The sequence below is a fragment of the Lentzea albidocapillata genome, from assembly GCF_000719115.1.
Taxonomy (GTDB): Bacteria; Actinomycetota; Actinomycetes; order Mycobacteriales; family Pseudonocardiaceae; genus Lentzea; species Lentzea albidocapillata.
This window is the reverse complement of the sequence record NZ_JOEA01000016.1, coordinates 43,904-57,249: the sequence shown is the minus strand read 5'-3', so window position 1 is coordinate 57,249 and position 13,346 is coordinate 43,904. Positions and strand designations below refer to the sequence as shown.

At 68.4% G+C, this 13,346-nt stretch carries 26 protein-coding genes and 2 tRNA genes; 20 read left to right on the top strand and 8 right to left on the bottom strand.

What is annotated here, in order from left to right; genetic code table 11:
• Positions 1–69 precede the first annotated feature (69 nt).
• The 8 genes from IG04_RS0126210 (at position 70) to IG04_RS0126175 (ending at position 3,242) form a co-directional block, all read left to right on the top strand.
• Positions 70–243, top strand: a complete 174-nt coding sequence (locus tag IG04_RS0126210; protein WP_159460528.1) for a helix-turn-helix domain-containing protein — start codon at positions 70–72, stop codon at positions 241–243.
• The gene (locus IG04_RS0126205; protein ID WP_030479374.1) at positions 243–545 is read left to right on the top strand and encodes a helix-turn-helix domain-containing protein; all 303 of its coding nucleotides are present in this window, start codon (positions 243–245) and stop codon (positions 543–545) included. The genes IG04_RS0126210 and IG04_RS0126205 overlap by 1 nt, the downstream gene beginning before the upstream one ends.
• A complete protein-coding gene (locus IG04_RS0126200; protein ID WP_030479373.1) occupies positions 529–966 on the top strand; it encodes a hypothetical protein in 438 nt (145 codons plus the stop codon). Before IG04_RS0126205 ends, IG04_RS0126200 begins: the two co-directional genes overlap by 17 nt.
• Before the next feature lie 97 nt (positions 967–1,063).
• Complete coding sequence (locus IG04_RS46690; RefSeq protein ID WP_144065729.1) at positions 1,064–1,297, top strand: hypothetical protein; 234 nt, start codon at positions 1,064–1,066, stop codon at positions 1,295–1,297.
• Between the two features lie 44 nt (positions 1,298–1,341).
• Complete coding sequence (locus IG04_RS0126190; protein ID WP_157513002.1) at positions 1,342–2,127, top strand: helix-turn-helix domain-containing protein; 786 nt, start codon at positions 1,342–1,344, stop codon at positions 2,125–2,127.
• On the top strand, positions 2,117–2,413 hold the full coding sequence (locus tag IG04_RS0126185; RefSeq protein WP_030479371.1) for a hypothetical protein: 297 nt from the start codon (positions 2,117–2,119) through the stop codon (positions 2,411–2,413). The genes IG04_RS0126190 and IG04_RS0126185 overlap by 11 nt, the downstream gene beginning before the upstream one ends.
• Complete coding sequence (locus tag IG04_RS0126180) at positions 2,410–3,039, top strand: helix-turn-helix transcriptional regulator (protein ID WP_084402200.1); 630 nt, start codon at positions 2,410–2,412, stop codon at positions 3,037–3,039. Before IG04_RS0126185 ends, IG04_RS0126180 begins: the two co-directional genes overlap by 4 nt.
• On the top strand, positions 3,036–3,242 hold the full coding sequence (locus IG04_RS0126175; protein ID WP_030479369.1) for a hypothetical protein: 207 nt from the start codon (positions 3,036–3,038) through the stop codon (positions 3,240–3,242). The genes IG04_RS0126180 and IG04_RS0126175 overlap by 4 nt, the downstream gene beginning before the upstream one ends.
• 35 nt (positions 3,243–3,277) lie before the next feature.
• Here the strand turns inward: IG04_RS0126175 and IG04_RS0126170 are convergent, their stop codons facing one another.
• Together IG04_RS0126170 and IG04_RS0126165 are read right to left on the bottom strand one after the other, a co-directional pair.
• Positions 3,278–3,829: a hypothetical protein gene (locus tag IG04_RS0126170; RefSeq protein ID WP_030479368.1), complete on the bottom strand. Its 552-nt coding sequence runs from the start codon at positions 3,827–3,829 to the stop codon at positions 3,278–3,280.
• 58 nt (positions 3,830–3,887) lie between these two features.
• On the bottom strand, positions 3,888–4,475 hold the full coding sequence (locus IG04_RS0126165; protein ID WP_030479367.1) for a hypothetical protein: 588 nt from the start codon (positions 4,473–4,475) through the stop codon (positions 3,888–3,890).
• On the opposite strand from IG04_RS0126165, the gene IG04_RS46685 reads away from it, so the two are divergent.
• The 6 genes from IG04_RS46685 (at position 4,474) to IG04_RS0126135 (ending at position 7,811) form a co-directional block, all read left to right on the top strand.
• Complete coding sequence (locus tag IG04_RS46685) at positions 4,474–4,932, top strand: helix-turn-helix domain-containing protein (RefSeq protein WP_144065731.1); 459 nt, start codon at positions 4,474–4,476, stop codon at positions 4,930–4,932. The two genes, IG04_RS0126165 and IG04_RS46685, sit on opposite strands and share 2 nt — an antisense overlap.
• Entirely contained in the window at positions 4,929–5,567 is a 639-nt protein-coding gene (locus IG04_RS0126155) for a hypothetical protein (protein ID WP_030479366.1), read from the top strand. Before IG04_RS46685 ends, IG04_RS0126155 begins: the two co-directional genes overlap by 4 nt.
• On the top strand, positions 5,564–5,818 hold the full coding sequence (locus IG04_RS0126150; protein WP_030479365.1) for a hypothetical protein: 255 nt from the start codon (positions 5,564–5,566) through the stop codon (positions 5,816–5,818). The genes IG04_RS0126155 and IG04_RS0126150 overlap by 4 nt, the downstream gene beginning before the upstream one ends.
• Before the next feature lie 4 nt (positions 5,819–5,822).
• Complete coding sequence (locus tag IG04_RS0126145; protein ID WP_030479364.1) at positions 5,823–6,527, top strand: hypothetical protein; 705 nt, start codon at positions 5,823–5,825, stop codon at positions 6,525–6,527.
• Complete coding sequence (locus tag IG04_RS48680) at positions 6,524–6,763, top strand: hypothetical protein (protein ID WP_144065732.1); 240 nt, start codon at positions 6,524–6,526, stop codon at positions 6,761–6,763. Before IG04_RS0126145 ends, IG04_RS48680 begins: the two co-directional genes overlap by 4 nt.
• Before the next feature lie 694 nt (positions 6,764–7,457).
• Positions 7,458–7,811 (top strand): hypothetical protein, encoded by a 354-nt coding sequence (locus IG04_RS0126135; protein WP_030479362.1) that lies wholly within the window; start codon positions 7,458–7,460, stop codon positions 7,809–7,811.
• 484 nt (positions 7,812–8,295) lie between these two features.
• Here IG04_RS0126135 and IG04_RS0126130 read toward each other — a convergent pair whose 3' ends face one another.
• A complete protein-coding gene (locus IG04_RS0126130; protein ID WP_030479361.1) occupies positions 8,296–8,499 on the bottom strand; it encodes a hypothetical protein in 204 nt (67 codons plus the stop codon).
• Positions 8,500–8,696: 197 nt separating this feature from the next.
• On the opposite strand from IG04_RS0126130, the gene IG04_RS0126125 reads away from it, so the two are divergent.
• The 4 genes from IG04_RS0126125 to IG04_RS0126110 all read left to right on the top strand — a co-directional run bounded on the left by IG04_RS0126125 (position 8,697) and on the right by IG04_RS0126110 (position 10,747).
• Positions 8,697–8,906: a hypothetical protein gene (locus IG04_RS0126125; RefSeq protein WP_030479360.1), complete on the top strand. Its 210-nt coding sequence runs from the start codon at positions 8,697–8,699 to the stop codon at positions 8,904–8,906.
• Entirely contained in the window at positions 8,906–9,427 is a 522-nt protein-coding gene (locus IG04_RS0126120) for a DUF6879 family protein (RefSeq protein WP_051770710.1), read from the top strand. The genes IG04_RS0126125 and IG04_RS0126120 overlap by 1 nt, the downstream gene beginning before the upstream one ends.
• A 9-nt stretch (positions 9,428–9,436) precedes the next feature.
• Positions 9,437–10,282 carry a helix-turn-helix domain-containing protein gene (locus IG04_RS0126115; RefSeq protein WP_030479358.1) on the top strand — a complete coding sequence of 282 codons (846 nt, stop codon included), beginning with the start codon at positions 9,437–9,439 and terminating at the stop codon, positions 10,280–10,282.
• Positions 10,283–10,561: 279 nt separating this feature from the next.
• Positions 10,562–10,747 (top strand): hypothetical protein, encoded by a 186-nt coding sequence (locus IG04_RS0126110; RefSeq protein WP_144065733.1) that lies wholly within the window; start codon positions 10,562–10,564, stop codon positions 10,745–10,747.
• Positions 10,748–10,793: 46 nt separating this feature from the next.
• Here the strand turns inward: IG04_RS0126110 and IG04_RS46680 are convergent, their stop codons facing one another.
• The 5 genes from IG04_RS46680 to IG04_RS0126090 form a co-directional block, all read right to left on the bottom strand.
• Entirely contained in the window at positions 10,794–10,976 is a 183-nt protein-coding gene (locus IG04_RS46680; RefSeq protein WP_144065734.1) for a hypothetical protein, read from the bottom strand.
• The gene (locus tag IG04_RS44265; RefSeq protein ID WP_051770708.1) at positions 10,973–11,644 is read right to left on the bottom strand and encodes a DUF2637 domain-containing protein; all 672 of its coding nucleotides are present in this window, start codon (positions 11,642–11,644) and stop codon (positions 10,973–10,975) included. The genes IG04_RS46680 and IG04_RS44265 overlap by 4 nt, the downstream gene beginning before the upstream one ends.
• Entirely contained in the window at positions 11,641–11,871 is a 231-nt protein-coding gene (locus IG04_RS0126100) for a hypothetical protein (RefSeq protein WP_157512999.1), read from the bottom strand. The genes IG04_RS44265 and IG04_RS0126100 overlap by 4 nt, the downstream gene beginning before the upstream one ends.
• On the bottom strand, positions 11,871–12,212 hold the full coding sequence (locus tag IG04_RS0126095; protein WP_030479354.1) for a hypothetical protein: 342 nt from the start codon (positions 12,210–12,212) through the stop codon (positions 11,871–11,873). The genes IG04_RS0126100 and IG04_RS0126095 overlap by 1 nt, the downstream gene beginning before the upstream one ends.
• Positions 12,213–12,688: 476 nt before the next feature.
• Positions 12,689–12,762, bottom strand: a tRNA-Pro gene (locus tag IG04_RS0126090).
• Between the two features lie 63 nt (positions 12,763–12,825).
• Here IG04_RS0126090 and IG04_RS0126085 point away from each other — a divergent pair.
• Both IG04_RS0126085 and IG04_RS0126080 read left to right on the top strand, forming a co-directional pair.
• Positions 12,826–12,896 (top strand) — tRNA-Gly (locus tag IG04_RS0126085).
• Positions 12,897–12,984: 88 nt separating this feature from the next.
• Entirely contained in the window at positions 12,985–13,320 is a 336-nt protein-coding gene (locus tag IG04_RS0126080) for a VOC family protein (RefSeq protein WP_030479353.1), read from the top strand.
• Positions 13,321–13,346: the final 26 nt, after the last annotated feature.

Below are 13,346 nucleotides of genomic sequence, written 5' to 3'. Positions count from 1 at the left end.
AACATGAGTCCAAGTGACAATGACTCGGTCGTTACGACCGAACGCAGACCGCTGGGAACCATCGACGAAGTGGCCGCCTACCTCCAGGTCAGCAAGGCCACATTGCGCGACCAGCGGCACCGCAACGTCGGCGTCGGCGCGCTCGCGACCAAGGTCGGCAAGCACCTGCGTTGGCGCTGGGAGGACATCGAGCGCTACATCGACGAGCAGGCTTCTGTGCCCGTTGGCGGGAGCGCTGCCTGATGTCCGCGCTCCCCCGTCTGCACACCGCCGAGGAGATCGCCGAAGCGCTCGGCGTCTCGGAGTGGTGGGTGAAGGAGCAGGCCCGTCAGCGTCGCGTGCCGTTCGTGAAGGTCGGTGGCGCCTATCGCTTCACTAGCGCCCACCTGGACGAGATCGTCGCGTCGCACGAGCAGCGCCCAGAGCACCAGCCGACCAGCACCGCCAGGCGCTCACAGCGGGCCGCAATGGATCCCTCGGTCACCCAGCTGCGCCCGCGGCGCCCCCGACGAGGCAGGGCAGGTAGCGATGCCCAACCCGCCTGACCGCGTCCCGCACATCAACGACAAGGCGGAGTCGCCCGGCAGCCACCGGGCGACTCCCAGCGAATTGCACACGAAACCGGAGAGCCCCATGTCCGAATCCGCCGCCGCTCACCGTACCGACCGTGAGGACAGCCCGCTGAAGTTCGCCGAACTCCCCGACGCGCCGCCGAAGCTGCTCGACCGGACGCTCGCCTGGTTGCTTGAGCGCGGCCGTGACGTGCAGTGCCGCCGGTGGACCAAGGCCAACCCGGAGAAGAGCGCTCAGGTGGAACAGCTCGTCGAAACCGTCGAGCGGCTGTGCGACATGACCGACGCCGCCCTCGACGAGCTGCTCGGCCTCACGGTCGAGGCCGGCCGCGAGGCGGACGTCGAGGACCTCGCGCGGAAGGTCGGCCATCTGGCGGACCCGGAAACGCCCTGACATCCCTGCTGCACAACGTAAATCGCCACGTGGCCACTCCCAGCCGCGCTGACGCCGAGGCCCCCGCGAGTTCACGCGGGGGCTCAGAAAGAGGGAGATGACCCGGTTCAACGAGCGGAGCGGCCAGGCCCGGCAGCCCGACCGCCCCAACGCTCGAAATACGGCACACACCGACGCCCCGAGAGTAGCTCCTCGCGCGCGGCAACGGTGCGCGGTCCGCGGCTGCTGCTGGATCGGCGTGTGCCCCTCGCACGGGCCCGACGAGTACCCCAGCCGGTACTTCGCCGTGCTCGTCGCCGAGCGGCGGTACGGGCGGAGGTGGGCCGCGTGAACGAGGACGAGAAGGCCGGCTTCCTGTTCTCCTGGGAACGGATCGTGCTCGCCGCCCGCTTCAGCTCGTCCACGAAGCTGGTGGCCTTCACGATGCGGACCTTCGCCGATCCCGACGGCACCCGCGTGCGGCCGACCATCGCGCGGCTCTGCGTGCTCACCGATCTGTCGTACGCCACCGTTCGCCGTGCACGGCAGGAACTCCTGCGCGCTGGCCTCCTCCAACTCGCCAAGCGCGGGAATCGGCGCAAGCACGAGGCTGACGAGTACCGGCTGATCCTCGCGGACGACATCTTCGACCGCCTGAAGTGGCTCACACCGAGCGAGATCAACAACGCCACACAGGAGATCAACGAGCAGCGACAAGCCGCCGAGGCTGCTCGTAGACGCCCGAAGGATCAGGGCTCACCTGTGAACCCTGAAACCGATCAGGAGTCAGCAGCAGCCCCTGAACCGCCGATCAGGGCTCACACACGACCGGCATCAGGGGTCGCCAGTGAGCCCCCACCAACCCAGCTTGACCACCCCACAACGCGGACCAACCCAGCAGTTGGCACCACAACCCACCACACGCGCGCGAGCTCGAACGACGAACTGCCCTCCATCGATCTCACAGCAGACGAGACCGAACTCAACGCCGACGAGATCCGGCACCGCGTCGACGCCCTCAAGGCTCAGGACGACGTGCGCTTCAGCAACACCCGACGAGCCGCACGGAAAGCCCTCGGACTCGGCCAAGGCGTCACCACCAGCCCAAGACACCGCGAAGCCCTCAACCGAGCCATCTACCGCGCATACCGAACCGAGGAGGTGACCAGCAATGCCTCATGACCGCTACGGCGAGACCGACGACAACGAGAACCAAGCGGTGACCGCCGACCGTCCACAGCAGACCGTCCACCGCCTTCCGCACGCCTGCGATCAGGGGTGGCTCGACCGCAACGCCGACCACCCCCGCCCCTGCCTCACCTGCCGCCCACACCTCGCCCCACACCGACGCCGCGCAGACCTCGGTATCCCCGCGGCTCGGCCCGCAGGCGACCACCAGGCAGGCATCAAGGCCGTCCGCGCCGCCCTCATCGCTCGCCCACAACAGACCACCGAGGCCACCACATGACCGCAGTCCGACGCGCGGCGGACGGGGGCCCCTCGCGCGCGCACGGGCGCGTTGCGCTCCCACCAGGTGGTCGCGACTGGTCGGCCGGCCACGTGCCCGTCGACGAGCGCGACCGCCTGGCCGCCTTGCTCGGCGTCCTGCTGCGCGCCGAGCGCGTGAAGGCCGGCTACTCGACGCGCGGCCTGGCGCGTGCGGTCGGCTGCGCCCGCTCGACGATCCAGCGAGTGGAGAGCGGGAAGATCCGGCCGCGGGAAGGCCTGCTCCGTGCGATCGCCGCCGTGTTCAACCCGGAACGGCCGAGGCCGCTCGGAAACCGGCTCTGTAAGGCCGCTGGCGCCTCCCTGCGGCCCGACACCCCCGGCACCCTTCGGCAGCGCCGGAAACGAGGCCACGACGCGATCCTGACCGGCGCACGGCCACTTCCGGACGAGATCGCCCGCCCGATCGAGCTTCACCGCCAGGCGGACGCCGCGTACCGCCGCGGCATGCAGCTCCTCGACGACCCTGCCGCGCTCGACGAAGCCGCGCGGCTCCTCGAGGAAGCGCGTCGACTTCGCGCCCAGGCCGGGCCCGCGGTGATCCTTCGCCTCGGCAAGCACGAGATCCGGGCCGGGTGGGGTCTGTGACCGACCAAGGCCACGACGAGCGGCCCGTCGGCGACGTCCGCGCGCGTCGTGCCGAGCTGCGCCGCTTCGTCCGCGAGCACGAGATCCACACCCACCTCCGCGCACCCCGAACGCACCGCGAGATCGCAATCTTCCGCGATGCGGTCGGCCAGCGCTGGCTCACTCAACCAGCGGAAATGATCGAGATCGAGGAGGAACGGTGACCACCTTGCCGACCGGTCGGCAAGGTGGTCAGCCGCTACATCTTGATCGACTCCGGCGTCTCGTACGTGCGTCCGTCACCCAGGCCGACCTTTCCACGGACCGTGGTCTTGCCCTTCGCTACCTCGAAGGTCTCCGCGGTTACAGACACCAGCGTCTCGACTGTGTGGAGCTCCAAAGCCCATGTTTCGGACGCGCCCGGTTCCAACTTGTACGGCAAGTCAGGTCCAATGGACTCGCCGATCGGCTGGAACGCCGCGCCTGCGGGTTCTGCTGTGACACTCCACTCGGCGATCGTCACGGGCAACCGTCCGACGTTCCGGACCTGCACGACGAGTACGGGGCGAGTGAAGCCCTGCCGGGCATGCCTCTGCGCCCATTCAGCGCTGAGGTTCCTGACCGGCCCGTGCACGAGTTGGCCGCTCTCGTGGATGGCGCCTACGCGCAGCTCAACCTTCGGCCGGCCTCCGGTGAGCAGGTAGTTCGCGACCTGCCAAGTCAAGGTCAATGCGGACATGACGATGGCGACCACGGCCACGACGAAGGTCGCGATCTGGAGGCCGTTCACGGCATCGGCGGCTTTGTGCATGGCCGCTGACCGTAGCCGCGCCGCTTCCCCGATTCAGGGAGCCGCGCCAGAGCAGCGCCTACGGACGGACCCAACCTCGATCGGAGCGGTACACACGGCCGTTACCGAGTTCGACGGTGGCGATGATCGGCAGTGCAGCCGGCATGTTGAACGCATCGCGGGCAACTGCGGCGAAGCGGAGTACCTCGTCCGCGTCGAAGGCCCACATGACCTGCTTATCTCCCGCCTCCATCCGATGTGGAAGCTCCGGCCCGGACAACGCCGCCCCCAAGGGCGCCAAACTCATGACCGACCGCTTCCGCGTCGCCGAAATAGCGTCGAACAACGAGATCATGCCGATCTGGTCAGCCCTGCGAGCCACCTTCAGGACAGTGAACGTCCAGCGTTCGACAGTGATCGCCATGCGGCCAGTGTTCCGCACACGTACGGCAAACACTCGATGTATGTAGCCCTGCTCGGCCGCACGGTCGCTCCACACCTCCGTCCAGTTGCGCATCGACGCCGTCATGATGTCGCCGCGGGCGTTCATCGCTCCGGCGAGCAGTTGTGCCTTGGCACGACCTCCGCTCATCGCGAACATGGCGAACTGCCATCCGAGCGACAACGCGGACAGGACAATGGCAACGATCGACACGGCGGTCTGCATGGCCGGTGACCGTAGCGAGCAACACCGGCAAGTAGCCGCTGACCACGCCGGGCCGCGCCGAGTGGCACAACCTGTTGTCGTACCGCTCGGCCTCGAGGAGGACATCCTCCGCACGCTCGTGCTCGGCCTCAACGCGCGCGTCCGCACTGGCGGCGGTGCCCTGCCCTCGGCCGCGGCGTTGCGGTTCCTCGAAGAGCTACACCACGCCTCCGCGCGAACCTCCGCGACAGCGGAACCCGTTGTCCCCGAACGCAGTTCCGCATCCGGAACCCCGCCAATCCGATCAGCCACAGTGGACTTACTGACCGTCGCTGAAGCGGCCGAACGGTTGGAGTGCTCGGCGAGGTACGTGAGGCGCCTCGCCGAGCACGGCCGGATCACCGCCCGGCGCACAAAGGCCGGCTGGCTCATCGACCCGACGAGCCTCGACACCTACCGCGGAGGAACCACCGCATGACCGACACCGATCCCGCCACCTTCGTGCGGCAGGCCGAGCAGGAAGCCGCCGAGGCCGAAACGCTCGCCACGACGCTCGCCGAGCGGGTCCGCAACGGCGAAGACATCTCCCCCGACGAGCTGGACAGTGCCGAGAAGCTCGGCCGGTTCGCCGGGCTTCGCGTCGAGGCCGCCCAGCGCAAAGCGGCCAAGGCACGCGAGGACGAGCGTCAGCAGAACCTCGCCGCGCTGGCTGCCGAACTCCGCGCCCACGAAACCGACCCCGATGCGTTCGACCAGCTACTCGCCAACATCGAGACCGCGGTGACCGCGTTCGCGCAGGCCTGCGCCGACCGCAACGCCGACGTCCAGCGGTACCGCGAGCAGATGACGCAGCTCGGCGTGCCGAGCACCGAGCAGACGCCGGCCAAGGAGCACGCCCACCTTGGATGGTCCAAGAATCAGGGCCACGTCATGGTGGGAAACCGCAGCCTGCGAAAGATCGACGCCGGTCCGCTCGTTGCCGCGGCCGTCAAACGGATCGGCACCGAGTTCGGCTTGCAAGCCGGCGGCGGGTCGTTCGGCAGTTTCATGCCGGACCTCATCGGCCCCTTCGGCTACCACGACCTGCACGAGTTCCTGAGGGGGCAGGCGTGACCACCCAGCAGGCACCCCAGCGAGACGAGGCGTGGGCCAAGGCAGCGTCACCCCAGGAGGTCGCCCGCGCGCACGCGGCCGGCGAGCTGGCCGAGCTGCTGGGCGCCCACGTACCGCGGTCGTTCAGCCCGGACACACAGCTCAGCGATAACGACCTGCGCGGCATGACGCCCGGTGAGATCGCCAAGGCCGTAGAGGCCGGCGCCGTCGACGAACTGCTCGGCAGGAACAACGCAGTAGACGGGGTGTGACTGCATGGGTCTGGAGCTGCACCCGAGCAACATCGTCGACCGGATCAAGAGGCTTGAGCAACGGGTCACGGAGGTCTACAAGAAGGTCGGTCTCAGCTCTGCGGTGATCCGTAAGGGCGGGCTGACGCTGCTCGACGACGCGTTCTTCCGCATGGTCGACGACAACGGCGTAGAGATCATGTACTTCGGACCCGACTCCGAAGGCCGGCAGGTTGCCCTCCTTCGCCGCGAAGGTGGAGCGCCCGTGCTCTACACGTACTTCGCGGGCCCTGGCCAGCAGTACTGGGCGCTCACCGATGGAGCACAGAACCAGGTGGTCGCTGACGACGCGTTCTCTGGTCAAGGTCTCGCGCGTCCGTATCTGCCGCTTCCTCACGGGCAGACCGACTGGAACGTCATGCCGAAGACCACCTCAGGGTCATTCGTAACGCTCGACGAGGTGCGCTACTACAAGCAACACCCGCGGGTGAACATGACGCTGCGGGTCGGCGCGACGGTCGGAACCACGGGCGAGTGGCGGGTCCAGCAGGACGGCGTGACGCTGGCGTCCGGAGCCATCGCCAACGGGGTCCTCACGATCGCGTACGCGACGTTCGCGGTGACGGGCTCCCACATGGCCCCGCTGAATCTCGACGTGCAGGGCCGCGTGGCTTCCGGCGCAGGCTCCATCACCGCCCACATCCGCGAGGCAGGAGGAATCCAGTCGTGACCGCGCCATCGCCAGTGCCCGACCCGCCGATGCCGGCCGAGATGCTCGCCCCGCTCATGCAGGGCGAGCAGCGGGCCGAGGACGGCGGCGTGCTGCCTCCTACCGAATACACCCAGGTGTCGTGTCCTGTGGCCCCAGGCAGCGAACCGGGATCGACGTCGTTGGTGTCGGATCCGCAGGACGCGGCGGGTCGCCCGGCTGCGGTTCAGGGGCAGGCGGATCAGCCGGCGGGCTGACGGCCGGAGTAGTCGGTGCCGGATCGTCCTGAGCCTGCTGTACCGGGGGCGTCGCTGGCTTCTGCGGCGCCACCGGCGGGACGCTCTCGGGGCTGCTCAAGCTCGTCACCGCGTTGCTGCTCGGCGTGCTCGACACGGGCACGTCGACGAGCTGTCCAACCGGGAGCGTGTCCCGCGCGGGCTGCTGGTCGTCGTTGCCGGAGAACGCGAGAGCCACGCCCGCGCATAGCGTGGCGACGGCGAGACCGGCCGCGGTCAACATGCTGACCTGTTTTCTGTCCACTTCTCCCCCTGGTGATGTGCCCGGATTTGGGCGCTCGTATAGGTCATCGGTCATCAGGACGTTGCGCGCTACTGCTCGATCTAGCCTGCAACCCTTTCGGACCAAGAAAAACACGCGCCGTCACGCCTGATCACCCCATGAAGCCATGCCACAAGGTGAGGCCCCGCGTACCGATTCACCCCTAGTACGCGGGCGCCGCACGAGCAGTAGGTCGCGGCGACGTCACCGACTGCCGTTAACACTCGATCCTCTGGAGGTGTCGTGGAGGTTGCCCGTCCACTTCCACCGGCTCGGGAAGGTTGGTATCGCGACGTACGGCCGGTGACGGCGCGCGTGCACTGACAGGAGGCTGGTGTCCCAGTCCTCGGCGGCGGCTTCGTCGAGCAGCTCGGCGAGGGGACGTCCTCCGCGATGTCGGCCGGTCGTGGCCGCCGTCATCGGCGCTTCCACCGGTTCGCCTTCTCCACGGTGGTGACCTCGGCGTCGGGCGGGCAAGGCACCCCCTCGGCGTTCGCCGCCGTCGACGAGGGCCAGGTCCTCGCCGAGCTCGAACCAGGGCCGGCCGCCGACAGCGTGGAGCTGACGGCCGCCGCGTGGCCGAGGCCGCTCTCTTTGGGACGGCTGAAGACCCCGCCGCAGAAGCTGCACCGCACCGCCTCGTCGGCGCCCTCGGCGCTGCGCGTGACGGTGACGCTCGTCGGACCCCACACGTCGCCCATCACGGCCTCCCAGGCAGGAATCGAGCCGACCGCGCCCACACGTTGATCCGGCCACGCGGGCAGCTGCGGCAGTCGCACGTGATGTGGTGCCCCCACGCGAGTCCACCCCACACGACCACGAACGTGCTTATGCCATCGACGAACAGGCCGATGTTCATTGCCTCACCGGTTCCTTCCGGAGGAGAGGGGCGTGGCACCGCGAGATGAAGGCTCGCGGTGCCACGCCGGCACGGCGGCAGGTGCTGCGGCCGGCTCTGGCCGCGCACGCACGTCCAGCCGTGCGGCCCGGCGCGCCGCCGCGCCGGGGTTTGTGGGAGTGGTGGGCGCGGTGCCTCGAGCGGAAGGTCGCCAACTCGGGGCACCGCGCCGTACTGACGCAACAGGACGCCCGCGCTCGCGCGTCCTGTTCGGGGGTTGACGCCAGTCCTGTGGGCGCGACGGGGGTTGTGCTCCGAACGATCCTCGAAGCCAGCCTCCCGCCGCGCATGTCCGGCCGCTCTGGAGAACGGCCGGTGGACTCACGGGTCGGCTTAGGCATTCCGCGTACCGGGCATGCCGTTGCGCAGGTGGCCGAGCCGTTCGATCAGGAGATCGAGTTCGTGGTGATCGAGCAGCACGCCGGCGGGAGGTGTGGAGACGAGGACTCTGGTGCCGCTGTTGCGCGGCTCAGCGAGCAAGGCTGCTGGCCGACCGAACGCGTCCTTGCCGGAGATCCGGGCCCACTCCGCTTCCATGAGCACCTCCTTGCAGATCGGGTCAGCCCTGCTGTGGGGCTTGGCACGGGCGTCAGCCTGCCCGCTCGCTGCGCAACTCTCAAGAATTTCGAGAAACTGACACGCTCTACCACCCAATTGGGGCAAGCGGCTAGGGCTTGGGGCGCGGTTCGATCGCAGTTGCCGCAAGTCGCGGCACGCGAGAAAGGGCTCACCAGATGGAACTCACGTTCTTGGGCACCACGTCCGGCGGCGGCAACTGCCCCAACCTGTACAAGACCGACCGCGGTACCTACGTCGTGCAGGGCGAAAAGATCACGGACCCCGACGCGCTGGCGACCCTGCGCGCCCGCGGCCTGCCCGATCACGAGACGGCCGTCGAGATCCCCGCCGCGCTGCTCAGCTTCGCCCCCAAGGACGGCGCCTGATGCTCGAGCACCTCATCGGCGACGCCTGGTCAGATGCCCTGCGCGACTTCCAACACTCGGCATGGAGATGGGAAGCCCAGGGCGTTTACCGCGAGCCCGAGGAGCAGGAGGCGCTCCGCCAGTTCCTCGCCGGGGACGAACCGGACCTGTCGTTCATGCGCGGCTGGTGGGCGACAGTCGAGACGAACGTCAAGGCGGGCAAGCGGTACGGCCGGATCCGGGTGCTGACCGAGCCACTCACCGACTATCTGCGGTTCGAGCTGTCGTTCACCCAACACAACATCGACGCGGGCGAGGACATCCGCGTGATGACGCTCGATCGCGCCCGCGAGCTCGACCTCCCTGAGCAGGACTTCTGGCTGCTCGATGACGAGCTCGCCGCGGTGATGCACTTCGACGAGAACGGCTTCCGCTACGCCGACGCGGTGACCTCGCCACAGGACGTCGAGCGGTTTCGCGAAATTCGCGACCGGGCATGGAAGGATGCGGTGCCGTTCAGGGAGTACTTCGCGAGCCGATGACGGAGAGACGTGGCTACCACCTTCGAGAAGCGCAAGGAGGAGTTCGGCGAGCGGCTCCGGAAGCTGCGTGAAGCCGCCGGCCTCGAAGCCAAGGAGTTGGCCGCGCGCATCGGCTGGAACGCACCGAAGCTCAGCAAGGTGGAGAACGGCCGACAGCCGGCGAGCGAAGCTGACCTTGAAGCATGGCTCGCCGGCATGCGTCCACCCGAAGACGTGGCGGACGAGCTTCGCACCGAACTCGCTGCCGTCCACGACGCGTACCGCACGTGGAAGGCCCAGGTGCGCGGAGGCCACAAGGCCCGGCAGGAACTCGCGATCGAACTCGACGCGAAGACCAAGGTCATCCGCGCCGTGGACGTCGGTGTCGTTCCTGGCCTGTTGCAGACGCCCGAGTACGCCCGTCACGTGCTGCTCGTTCACGCCAACGTCCACGGCGGCGGACAGGACATCGCCGAAGCGGTCCGCACCCGGATGCGCCGCCAGCAGGTCCTCTACGAGCCTGGCCGCACGATCGAGATCCTCGTGACCGAGTCCGCGCTTCTGCACCCGGTCGCGCCACCGGACGTGATGGCCGGCCAGATTCACCGCCTGGTCGCCGCCATCGGCACGCCGAACGTGCGGTTCGGGATTCTGCCCGCGCACGTGCGCCTGCCGTACATGCTCATGCACGGCTACTGGATCGTCGACCAGGTCGTGATGGTCGAGACCGTGACGGCCGAGCTGCGCATCACCGATCCTGACGAGGTCGCCACCTACGGCAAGGTGACCGACCTCTTGTGGTCCGCGGCCGTCGAAGGTGACGCCGCGCGAACCCTGCTGCTGCGCCTGGCGAGTGAACTTCCACCGAGTGCTTGATCTCCCCGCGCGAGACGCCCGACAGAGCGACAGGATCCGGGGATGGCCGTCCCACCCCCGAATCCTGCACTCGACGCCTACGTAGCCAAGCTCGTCGCTGCTGCTCCCCCGCTCAGTTCAGCGGTGCGGCACCAACTCGCTGTACTTCTCGCTCCGACGTCACTAGTCGCCTGGCCGCCGCCAGTTCACCTCAAGAGCTGGCTCAGCCGACATGCCGCACGATCGGATGAACGCGTCCCCGACGCGCAACCTCAGATGTCGTCAGCCGTCTGCGAGAACATGACCACCGAACAGGAAGACGTCGGCGCGCTTGCCGACCAGGCGAGGGCGGCGCTGCTGAAGCAGATCGCCGTCCTCGCTCCCAAGATGAACTCTGGACACAGCATCGCGCAGTTGGCCGAGGCTTACGCCTGGTGCAAGTACCCGAATCAGCCGCACGGCGGCGGGGCCGCGGTGTCCAAGTAGGGCACCGCACCGGGAAGGCTCGTTGATGGTCGTCGTGCCTTCCCGGTCAGCCGGCCGGATCGACCCGCGCCAGGTTTCCTGCGGAGTAGCCGGTTCGCCACATGCGGGTAAGCACGCGCTCACGAGCGGTCGCACCGGTCCCGTTGTACGGGTTCGCGGGCGACCGCTTCTCCTGTGCTGCAAGGCGTCCGGCTCGAAGAGCCTCGCGCATCTCGCCTGCGGGAGTCATCGCTTCGCCGTCTTGTCATGGCTGCTCATGGCGAGCAGCGCGAAACCAGAGATGATCATCAGGCCGTCGAGGACCAGCGGGCCTACGTGTGCACCCGTCGGCCCGTAGTCCCAAGCGAGCAGCACATCCCGCAGGTGCCCATAGGAGATCACCGCGGAGCCGAGGGCGACCGTGCCGGCGCCGCCGTAGCGGGCGAGCGACCAGGCCCAGCCGCGCGGCCACGGGACCCGCGAGAGCACCTCGACGGACAGCAGCAGCCCGATCGGCCACACCGCCGCACCGATCTGCGGGGCGACGCCCGGTGTCCACCCGGCGGGCATGTCCGCCAGTGGCAGCCAGGTGTGCAGCACGTTGGCTGCCACCGACATCACCGAGCCGAACACGAACCCGATCCACGCGACTGCACGACCGCCCGCGAGCGTCTGCACGACCTCGGCGACCGGCTCGGGCTCCGGTGTGGCCGCCACCGGCACGACAGCGGCAGCCACCTCGGCGACGTTCTCGGCGGCACGCACTTCGGCGATTCGGTCACGGGCCCACGAACGGGACCGGCCGAACTGCTCTCCGAGCTGTTGCCCCGACAGCGGCTTACCGCTCTCCCTGCTGTCGCGGTAAGCCTGCCGTGCCCGCTCGTGGAGGTCAGCGCCGGAGTCCAGGACCGCAGTCACCAGGCCCCCGTTCCTGGCATCTGACGCCGCAGCACGTCCACGTAGGCGGACAGCACATCGACGTCGAACCAGTCGAGCTGAGCCGAACCGCCGACCGGAACGGACAAGCACAGGCGCCCCTCGTCGTTCAGGAACACCTCAAGCGTGCGGGCGCGGCCGAGCGCGTCCTTGCACTCGATCCTTCGCCGCTGCTGCGGCTGGTTGGTCGTCTCCTGCGCGCTCGTCATCACCGGCCGCCCCTGCACCGGTTCGCCGAGCCGTCGCACGGCGCGATCGTCCACGTGCGCCGCTTGGCCGCGTCCGGACCGCTGAGGAAGTTCGTGGCGTCGCGCAGCTGCTCGGCCATCACCCTGTCCTCGATGCAGCGCGGCGGGCTCGTCCAGCCGGTCGGGTGGCTGACGGTGATGGGCTCCGAGTAGGTGAGGTGCACACGCCCGCCGGCCTGCTCCGCGGCGACCTCGGCGGGCGTGGGGATGCGGTAGCCCTGTGCGGGCTGTTCGCCACCGAAGTGGACGGTCACCAGGCCGTCGTCGTCCGGGGCAGTCGTGATGAAGGTACGGTCGTCCATGGGTCGGACCTCCAGTGTCCGATCAAGGCCCTCGGTTGGTGTTCCCGCACCGCCGGGGGCCGCTTCGTGTAGATACACGTTAGCCCGTCGTGTACATACACGACAAGCCCCCGTAGCCTCTTTGTGTAGATACACACAGGAGGCGCGCTCATGGCAGCAAGGGCACGAGGCGAGGGGAAAACCCCTGTGCGCCCAATCCGAGTGGAAGACGACCTCTGGGCCGAGTTCGGCGAGGCGTGCGGGGAGATTGGACACGACCGCTCGTCAGCACTCCGCGCGTTCATGGAGTGGCTCGCGCGACGTCCCGGAGCGAAGCTTCCCCAGCGCCCGCAACAGACTTAGGGCGCGACCTGGGGAGACAAGCTTCTCCCCAGCGAACAAGATCGTCTCCCCAGATTCTCCCGAAACACCCTGGGAGACGAGTCAGGGCCGGTTCTCCCAGCAGGAGAACCGGCCCTGATCTGTACTTACAACCGTCGGGGCGACAGGATTTGAACCTGCGACCCCCCGCTCCCAAAGCGGGTGCGCTACCAAGCTGCGCCACGCCCCGGTTGCACTCAGCTTACCGCCACCCGCTAAGGTATTAATTGCAGCCCCTGCAGAGGGGCGGCATGCGGGCGTAGCTCAATGGTAGAGCCCTAGTCTTCCAAACTAGCTACGCGGGTTCGATTCCCGTCGCCCGCTCGCGACCGAGGTCGGCCCATGTCTGCGGAGAGCGCAGACCGGGTCGGCCTCTCGTCTTTTCTATGGGCCGAGAGAACCTGGTGGAGACGTGAGGCTCGAACAGATCGTGCTCGACAGCAACGACCCGAGCCGGCTCGTGCGGTTCTGGGCGGGACTGCTCGGCGGTGAGCCGGTGGACCGCGAGCACGGCTGGGCGCACGTCGAGCCGCCCGGTGGCGTGCGGATGTCGTTCCAGCCGGTGCCGGAGCACAAGGACGTGAAGAACCGGCTCCACCTCGACTTCGAGGTCGAGGACATCGAGGCGGCGGTCGTGAAGGCGGTGAGCCTCGGGGCCACCCGCGAAGGTGTCGTGCACACCGACGAGAAGGGCAGCTTCCAGGTGATGCGCGACCCCGAGGGCAACGAGTTCTGCTTCGTCCGCTGAGCCGCTACTGGACGGCCCGCCAGAGC

What these genes read in the sequence shown, in the direction of transcription:
- IG04_RS0126205 (WP_030479374.1), top strand. Translation starts at nt 243, where the DNA reads ATGTCCGCGCTCCCCCGTCTGCACACCGCCGAGGAGATCGCCGAAGCG.
- IG04_RS0126200 (WP_030479373.1), top strand. Translation starts at nt 529, where the DNA reads ATGCCCAACCCGCCTGACCGCGTCCCGCACATCAACGACAAGGCGGAG.
- IG04_RS46690 (WP_144065729.1), top strand. Translation starts at nt 1,064, where the DNA reads ATGACCCGGTTCAACGAGCGGAGCGGCCAGGCCCGGCAGCCCGACCGC.
- IG04_RS0126185 (WP_030479371.1), top strand. Translation starts at nt 2,117, where the DNA reads ATGCCTCATGACCGCTACGGCGAGACCGACGACAACGAGAACCAAGCG.
- IG04_RS0126180 (WP_084402200.1), top strand. Translation starts at nt 2,410, where the DNA reads ATGACCGCAGTCCGACGCGCGGCGGACGGGGGCCCCTCGCGCGCGCAC.
- IG04_RS0126170 (WP_030479368.1), bottom strand. Translation starts at nt 3,829, where the DNA reads ATGCACAAAGCCGCCGATGCCGTGAACGGCCTCCAGATCGCGACCTTC.
- IG04_RS46685 (WP_144065731.1), top strand. Translation starts at nt 4,474, where the DNA reads ATGGCCGGTGACCGTAGCGAGCAACACCGGCAAGTAGCCGCTGACCAC.
- IG04_RS0126165 (WP_030479367.1), bottom strand. Translation starts at nt 4,475, where the DNA reads ATGCAGACCGCCGTGTCGATCGTTGCCATTGTCCTGTCCGCGTTGTCG.
- IG04_RS0126155 (WP_030479366.1), top strand. Translation starts at nt 4,929, where the DNA reads ATGACCGACACCGATCCCGCCACCTTCGTGCGGCAGGCCGAGCAGGAA.
- IG04_RS0126145 (WP_030479364.1), top strand. Translation starts at nt 5,823, where the DNA reads ATGGGTCTGGAGCTGCACCCGAGCAACATCGTCGACCGGATCAAGAGG.
- IG04_RS0126135 (WP_030479362.1), top strand. Translation starts at nt 7,458, where the DNA reads ATGTCGGCCGGTCGTGGCCGCCGTCATCGGCGCTTCCACCGGTTCGCC.
- IG04_RS0126130 (WP_030479361.1), bottom strand. Translation starts at nt 8,499, where the DNA reads ATGGAAGCGGAGTGGGCCCGGATCTCCGGCAAGGACGCGTTCGGTCGG.
- IG04_RS0126125 (WP_030479360.1), top strand. Translation starts at nt 8,697, where the DNA reads ATGGAACTCACGTTCTTGGGCACCACGTCCGGCGGCGGCAACTGCCCC.
- IG04_RS0126120 (WP_051770710.1), top strand. Translation starts at nt 8,906, where the DNA reads ATGCTCGAGCACCTCATCGGCGACGCCTGGTCAGATGCCCTGCGCGAC.
- IG04_RS0126110 (WP_144065733.1), top strand. Translation starts at nt 10,562, where the DNA reads ATGACCACCGAACAGGAAGACGTCGGCGCGCTTGCCGACCAGGCGAGG.
- IG04_RS46680 (WP_144065734.1), bottom strand. Translation starts at nt 10,976, where the DNA reads ATGACTCCCGCAGGCGAGATGCGCGAGGCTCTTCGAGCCGGACGCCTT.
- IG04_RS0126100 (WP_157512999.1), bottom strand. Translation starts at nt 11,871, where the DNA reads ATGACGAGCGCGCAGGAGACGACCAACCAGCCGCAGCAGCGGCGAAGG.
- IG04_RS0126095 (WP_030479354.1), bottom strand. Translation starts at nt 12,212, where the DNA reads ATGGACGACCGTACCTTCATCACGACTGCCCCGGACGACGACGGCCTG.